Origin of the sequence: Specibacter cremeus, assembly GCF_003946885.1 — a bacterium.
GTDB classification, from domain to species: domain Bacteria; phylum Actinomycetota; class Actinomycetes; order Actinomycetales; family Micrococcaceae; genus Specibacter; species Specibacter cremeus.
Map to the genome: position 1 here is coordinate 1 of NZ_RWKQ01000085.1, position 5,996 is coordinate 5,996.

Sequence of the window (5,996 nt, forward strand, 5' to 3'; positions counted from 1 at the left end):
CTTGGCCGGGACATGCAAGCCAGTCTTCCGCAACCTCACCAAAGTCGCAGGATGACACGCCGTCAAAGAACCTGACCAGTTACCAGCACAGGAACTTGCCCTTGGTCTCCAACTGCCGCATGCAGCAGGACGCCGCGTCCAGATGAACAGTTCCCCAACAAATAGCGCAACGGCTCCATGCAGGAGGAACCACGAGTAATATCGATTCTAGATATCGGTTCCCGATATGATTGATTTTGAGTGAGGCCAAATGCGTGAACTAACCCGGGCAGCCGTCCGGTTGCACATCCTGCATCATGCCGCCGAGGAAGAAATCCACGGCGCATGGATGTCAGAGGAACTCTCCAACCATGGATACTCGATTTCCCCGGGAACCCTGTATCCAACCCTTCACCGGATGGAAGAGCAAGGACTGCTCACCTCTCGCCAGGATGTCGTTGACGGGCGTCCCCGTCGAATCTACCGGGCCACACCGCAAGGCATCGAAGCACTGGCCGAGGGCCGCAAGGCCGTTGCCGAGCTAGCCGCCGAAGTGCTCCCCACGCCGCAAAAGGACAGTGAAGATGAGTAATCAGCCAACCTTGGCGCGCCGATTAGGGACTGCCGACGCTGTGGTTATCGGGCTGGGGTCGATGATCGGCGCTGGTGTTTTTGCGGCCTTCACCCCTGCCGCCGCGGCGGCGGGATCGGGCCTTCTGGTGGGTCTCGTGGTGGCGGCGTTTGTCGCTTTCTGCAATGCCACATCGTCCGCCCAGCTGGCAGCGGCATATCCGACCTCGGGTGGAACCTACGTATACGGGCGTGAACGCCTTGGCCCGTGGTCAGGATACTTGGCCGGGTGGGGCTTCATCATCGGCAAAACCGCCAGCGCCGCAGCGATGGCCATGACCTTTGCCGCCTACGCGGCCCCGGCCGGATGGGAACGACCAGTTGCCATCGCCGCCGTAATCGGCCTCGCGGCCGTGAATTACCACGGAGTCACTCGCACCGCACGGCTGACACGAATCCTGGTTGTTGCCGTACTCGTTGCCCTGGCCATTGGCGTGGCCGCCGCTTGGGGAGGCAGCGGACCCGCTCCGCTGAACATTCTTGGCGAAGGCCTCCTTGCTCACGGGTGGTACGGGATCATGCAATCCGCAGGACTGCTGTTCTTCGCGTTCGCCGGGTACGCACGGATCGCGACCATGGGCGAAGAGGTCCGCAACCCCAAGCGAACCATCCCGCGCGCCATCGGCATTGCCCTGCTCATCACCATCATCGTGTACGCGGTCATCGCCGTGACGCTCCTGGCCACCCTCGGCCCCGAGGGAATCGCGGCCTCCGCAACGCCCCTGGCCAGCCTCGTGGGTTCGGGGACGTGGGCATGGGCCGCACCGATCGTACGCATCGGCGCAGCCGTGGCCGCGCTGGGGGCCCTGCTGGCCTTGGTGGCCGGGTTGGGCCGCACCAGTCTGGCCATGGCAAGGGAACACGACCTGCCGAATTGGCTTGCAGCCGTCCACCCTCGCTACCAGGTCCCGCATCGCGCCGAAGTGGTCCTAGCGGTCGTGATTTGCGCAGTGATCGCCGTGGCGGACCTGCGCGGAGCCATCGGATTCTCGTCCTTCGGCGTCCTCATCTACTACCTGGTGGCAAATATTGCCGCATCCACCCAACCTGACGCTGATCGCCGCTACCCCAAGGCACTGCAAGCCATCGGCGCCGTGGCATGTGTTGCCTTGGTAGCGACGCTGCCAACGGCCTCGGTCCTGACCGGATTGGCCGTCTTTGCTGTCGGCATCCTGCTGCGAGTGCTCCGGCTACGCCAACAACGGTAACTTCCGGACACCGGAAAGGAGTCGATACAGTCAGCGCACACGACTGCGAAGTCGGTCGCAGAGTTCGAGCGGATTGGAATAAAAATCCGTGAAGCGCACAGGGAATCTACGCGGCAGGCAGCCCAGCGTGATGGCCTTCAAACGCCGTCAACTGCTCGCCGTTCACGTTGCCGGCACCCACACCGGCCGAACTGGCAGAACTCTGCGACATCGCCCGGGCCGCAATCTACCGTGGGTACAAACGCCCCAAGCCTAATCTGCATCCCAGAGGGTAGCGGCACGGCTGCGTTGAATCTGGTCTCTGGTGGTAGTGATCTCCCGCGTAATCGCTTCCCACGAGTTCCATAGTTCCGAGAGGTCTTCGTCGGTGCCCTGGGCGTACTTCATAAACGGATTTCGGGCAGTGCCCGTTTCGGGTATGTAGAAGTGCCAGTTCGAGGTTCCGCTCGTCCAGTCACGAGACCCGGGGTCGTACCCGCGCCGAATAAAGGCTTCACCGAATGCATCGTGAGCGTGCCTGCTAAGTTCGAGAAATGCTTTCCTGGGGTCTTGCGCCAAGGTCTTTGCTTCTGCCAAGCCGATCGAGGCACTCCATCGCTCGAACGTCGCTGTGACTTCATTGCAAATCTCCTCAATCTCGGCCTTCAGTTCCGGTACTTCATCAGCAATCCGCTCGGTTACCTCCGCCTGATTGACAACGACGAGCCGGGCTTCCTGCAGAAGAAACGCTCGCGCAAGGGCGCCTTGGTCAAGAGCCCATGAGCTGGCCGTGGAAACGAGTGATCCTTCGATCGACCGGGCATCGTCTTCGAGGCTGGCCAGCTGTCCATCATCTTTGTTGTGCATGCAGGGAGCCTATCGGCAGCCACCGACGGAGCGGCTTTTCTGCAGTCAGCACATCGGTAGGAATCCTTAGGTGAAACAGCAAGTTGGCCGTCACTCCGGGCTAACACTCACGGACAAAGAGCGGCCACAGAAAACCGCCACAGAGCGCCGAAGTCCACACTGATTACCACCCTAGCCGGCCCTTGGGGCCTTTCAGTCTTCCGCGCCGTCCTCGTCGTCGTCGAGTCCGGCTGTGTCTGGATTACGCAGCGGGCGCAGGTTGCCGCCCGCCGGCTGGGTGGCGGTGAAGTTGTAGCGGCCGAGCAGGTTGAGGTTCTTGTGTTTGAGTGGGGAGAGTCGGGCAACGTCCTCGTCGCGGATCTCGTGGCCCTCGGTGCGGAGTTGGGCGACTGCGGCGTCGATGTAGCGGGTCGTCCAGAGCACGACGGCGTTGAGGACCAGGCCGAGGGAGCCGAGCTGGTCCTCCATTCCGTCGCGGTAGGCCTGGTGAATGGTGCCCTTCTTGCCGTGGCAGATGTCGCGGGCCAACTTGTGGCGGGACTCCTGCACGGTGAGCTGCTTGTGCATTTGCCGCCGGTAGGTGTCATCCACGGGGTCGACGACGGCAAGCAGGTGCAGGGTCTTGGCGATTCGCCCGTATTCAGCAAAGGCTTGACCGAGCGGTGTGGGGCGGCCCTCGTGGCCGAACATCCGCAGCAGGTCATAGGCGCGCACCTGGTTGGTGACCAGGGAGCCGGCGACCCGCAGCATGTCCGGCCAAGCGGTGAGCACTTTGTTCACGTTCACTTTGTTGTTGCGGGCAAGTGGCTCCAGCGGCCCGTAGCCGTCTGCTGGCTCGGCGCCGGGCATTTGGGCTTTCCAGAATCGTTGGTCTTGGAGGTCCTTGAAGCGCGGGGAGAAGCGGTAGCCGAGCATTTTGAAGATACCGAAGACCATGTCGGAGTATGAGGCGTTGTCGGTGGCGATCATCTCCGGCTTCACCCCGCCGTCCAGGTTCAATAGGGCGTCCAGGATGAACAGGGAGTCGCGTGGGGTGCCGGGCACCACCATCTGTCCGATGCCCGCCACCTGGTCATTGATTGCGTTCAGCCAGGTGATGCCCTTGCCAGCCGATGACGGGTGTGATGACCGGTCCGACGGCCGCGGCAATGGACAGGCCGTTGAGAATGACCGGCGCATCCAGGCCGGCGTGTTCCGTACCGCAGGTGGTCAGGTACGTGGTGACCAGGTAGTACCCGCCGATGCCCATCCCCCGACCTGGGCGTGCGAGGGCAACAGCCCGATGGCAATGGACGCGGAGCCCATCATCAGCGTCGTGCTTGACGACGTTCGCCCCACCGTTGCCTTCGAACTACCCGAGCAGTCGGGTCCGATGTTCCTGGTGATCCGCCAGGTCGATACAGGTCCAGGCCATGGCCAGGGCGCCGTCCCAGATCGCCTGGTCACCATCGGTAGAGGCTGAGGCTTCGGCGAAGGCCTGGTTGTGGATGGGAGGGCATCCTTCCCCGAGGCTGATCATGGGGTGGATGGTTGGGAAGTGGTGGGAGACGTTGGCCATGTCGGAGGATCCGCCGCGGCTGCTGGCCGGGCCCATGGGCCGGCCCAGGGCGGCCGAGTTGTGCGCGAACAGATCGGCCATCACCGCATCCGTGCGGAGTTCGGCGTAGACCGGGCCTTCCTGGGCGACCTCAAGCCGGGCCCCGGCCGCGATCGCGCCGGCCTCCAAGCACCGGTTCAGGACGGTGGTGGCCCTTGCCAGGGAGTCGACGTCGTGGGCGCGCACCATCCATTGCCCCGTAGCCAGTTCCGGGATGACGTTGGGCGCGGTCCCGGCACTGTCAACGCAGCCGTGGATCTGCTGCCCGGGTTCGAGTTGCTGGCGGGCCAGCCCTATCGCGGTCAGGGCCACCGTCATTGCATCAAGGGCGTTGATGCCGTCCCAGGGGTGGGCGGAGGCGTGGGCGCTGCGACCGTGGAAGGTGACCCTGTAGCCGGCGCACGCGTAGGGCAGCATCTCAAATTCGTCCACGTCGCCGGGATGGACCATCATGGCCGCGTGGGTCCCGTCGAAGTCGCCCTGCTCCAGCATGAGGACCTTGCCGCCGCCGTTTTCCTCAGCCGGAGTGCCAAGCAGCCGGATCGTGACGTCGAGCCGGTCGGCGAGCGGGGCCAGTGCGGTGAACGCACCCAGGACTGCGGAGGCGATGATGTTATGGCCGCAGGCATGCCCGACCCCGGGAAGGGCGTCGTATTCGGCACAGATGGTCAGCACCAGCTCACCATCGCCCACCCCCGCTTTGAGCGCGGTGGAAAGCTGCCCCAGTCCGACCTCGATCCGCGACCCTGGCACTTTCTTCAATTCTTCTGCCAGCCACTGGACAGCCTGGTGTTCCTCGAATCCGGGTTCGGGGTGTTCGTGGAGCAAGTGGCTGAAAGCCAGGACGCCTTCGAGGTTCTCCCGCAACGCGGATTCGGCTTCGTGCTTGAGGTCCTGCGCTGTTCCGGTGGTCACTGTGGCCGGCCTTTCGGTTGGTTGTCGTTTGTCAGATCACTTTGGAGAGGAAAGACTTTGTCCGCTCGTGTTGGGGGTTGGCAAGGATTTCCCCCGGGTCGCCCTGCTCGACGATGACACCGTCGTCCATGAAGACGACGACGTCGCCGACCTCGCGGGCAAATCCCATCTCGTGGGTGACGACGATCATCGTCATCCCGTCGCGGGCAAGCTGTTTCATGACGTCCAGGACTTCCCCAACGAGCTCGGGGTCGAGGGCCGAGGTGGGCTCGTCAAAGAGCATGACCTCCGGTTTCATCGACAGGGCACGGGCGATCGCCACGCACTGCTGCTGTCCGCCGGAGAGCTGGGACGGGTAGTTGTCCATCCGGTCCGCGAGGCCGACTTTGCGCAACAGCTCCCGGGCGTGGGCCTCCGCGTCCTTCTTGGACATTTTCAGCAGTTTGATGGGACCGAACATGACGTTTTCCTTGGCCGTCATGTGGCCGAAGAGGTTGAAGGACTGGAAGACCATGCCGATCTTGGACCGGCGCTTGTTGATCTCCGCCTGGGATGCCTCCTGGAGCTGGTCGCCTCGGACGTCGTAGCCGATCATCCGGCCGCCAACGATGATGGCTCCCGAGGTGGTCATCTCCAGATGGTTCACGCAGCGCAGCAGCGTGGACTTCCCGGACCCGGACGGTCCGATCAGGCAGACGACCTGCTGCTTCTCCACGGTCAGGTTGATCCCCTTCAGGACCAGGGCCCCGGCAAAGTGGCTGGTTGGGTCGCTGACCTGCGGTGATGCCGGCGTGGCGGGTGGAGCGGGCGTGCCCGGTTGG

At 63.5% G+C, this 5,996-nt stretch carries 6 protein-coding genes and 1 pseudogene; 2 read left to right on the forward strand and 5 right to left on the reverse strand.

Annotated elements, in window-relative coordinates; all coding sequences use genetic code 11:
* The first annotated feature begins 250 nt into the window (after positions 1-250).
* Positions 251-571, forward strand: coding sequence for an Rv3488 family transcriptional regulator (locus tag EJC77_RS20030; protein WP_125617021.1), 321 nt, complete (start codon positions 251-253; stop codon positions 569-571).
* A complete protein-coding gene (locus EJC77_RS20035; protein ID WP_125617024.1) occupies positions 564-1,817 on the forward strand; it encodes an APC family permease in 1,254 nt (417 codons plus the stop codon). Before EJC77_RS20030 ends, EJC77_RS20035 begins: the two co-directional genes overlap by 8 nt.
* Positions 1,818-2,069: 252 nt before the next feature.
* Here the strand turns inward: EJC77_RS20035 and EJC77_RS20040 are convergent, their stop codons facing one another.
* From EJC77_RS20040 to EJC77_RS20055, 5 genes and pseudogenes are all read right to left on the reverse strand, one after another.
* On the reverse strand, positions 2,070-2,663 hold the full coding sequence (locus tag EJC77_RS20040; protein ID WP_125617026.1) for a hypothetical protein: 594 nt from the start codon (positions 2,661-2,663) through the stop codon (positions 2,070-2,072).
* Between the two features lie 192 nt (positions 2,664-2,855).
* A pseudogene (locus tag EJC77_RS20045) lies at positions 2,856-3,770 on the reverse strand (Tn3 family transposase); the annotation flags it as partial.
* A complete protein-coding gene (locus EJC77_RS20585; protein WP_164520510.1) occupies positions 3,736-3,912 on the reverse strand; it encodes an MHS family MFS transporter in 177 nt (58 codons plus the stop codon). The pseudogene EJC77_RS20045 and the gene EJC77_RS20585, both read right to left, overlap by 35 nt.
* Positions 3,913-4,014: 102 nt before the next feature.
* The gene (locus tag EJC77_RS20050) at positions 4,015-5,175 is read right to left on the reverse strand and encodes a M20 family metallopeptidase (RefSeq protein WP_125617029.1); all 1,161 of its coding nucleotides are present in this window, start codon (positions 5,173-5,175) and stop codon (positions 4,015-4,017) included.
* A gap of 31 nt (positions 5,176-5,206) precedes the next feature.
* Positions 5,207-5,917 carry an amino acid ABC transporter ATP-binding protein gene (locus tag EJC77_RS20055; RefSeq protein ID WP_125617032.1) on the reverse strand — a complete coding sequence of 237 codons (711 nt, stop codon included), beginning with the start codon at positions 5,915-5,917 and terminating at the stop codon, positions 5,207-5,209.
* Positions 5,918-5,996 lie beyond the last annotated feature (79 nt).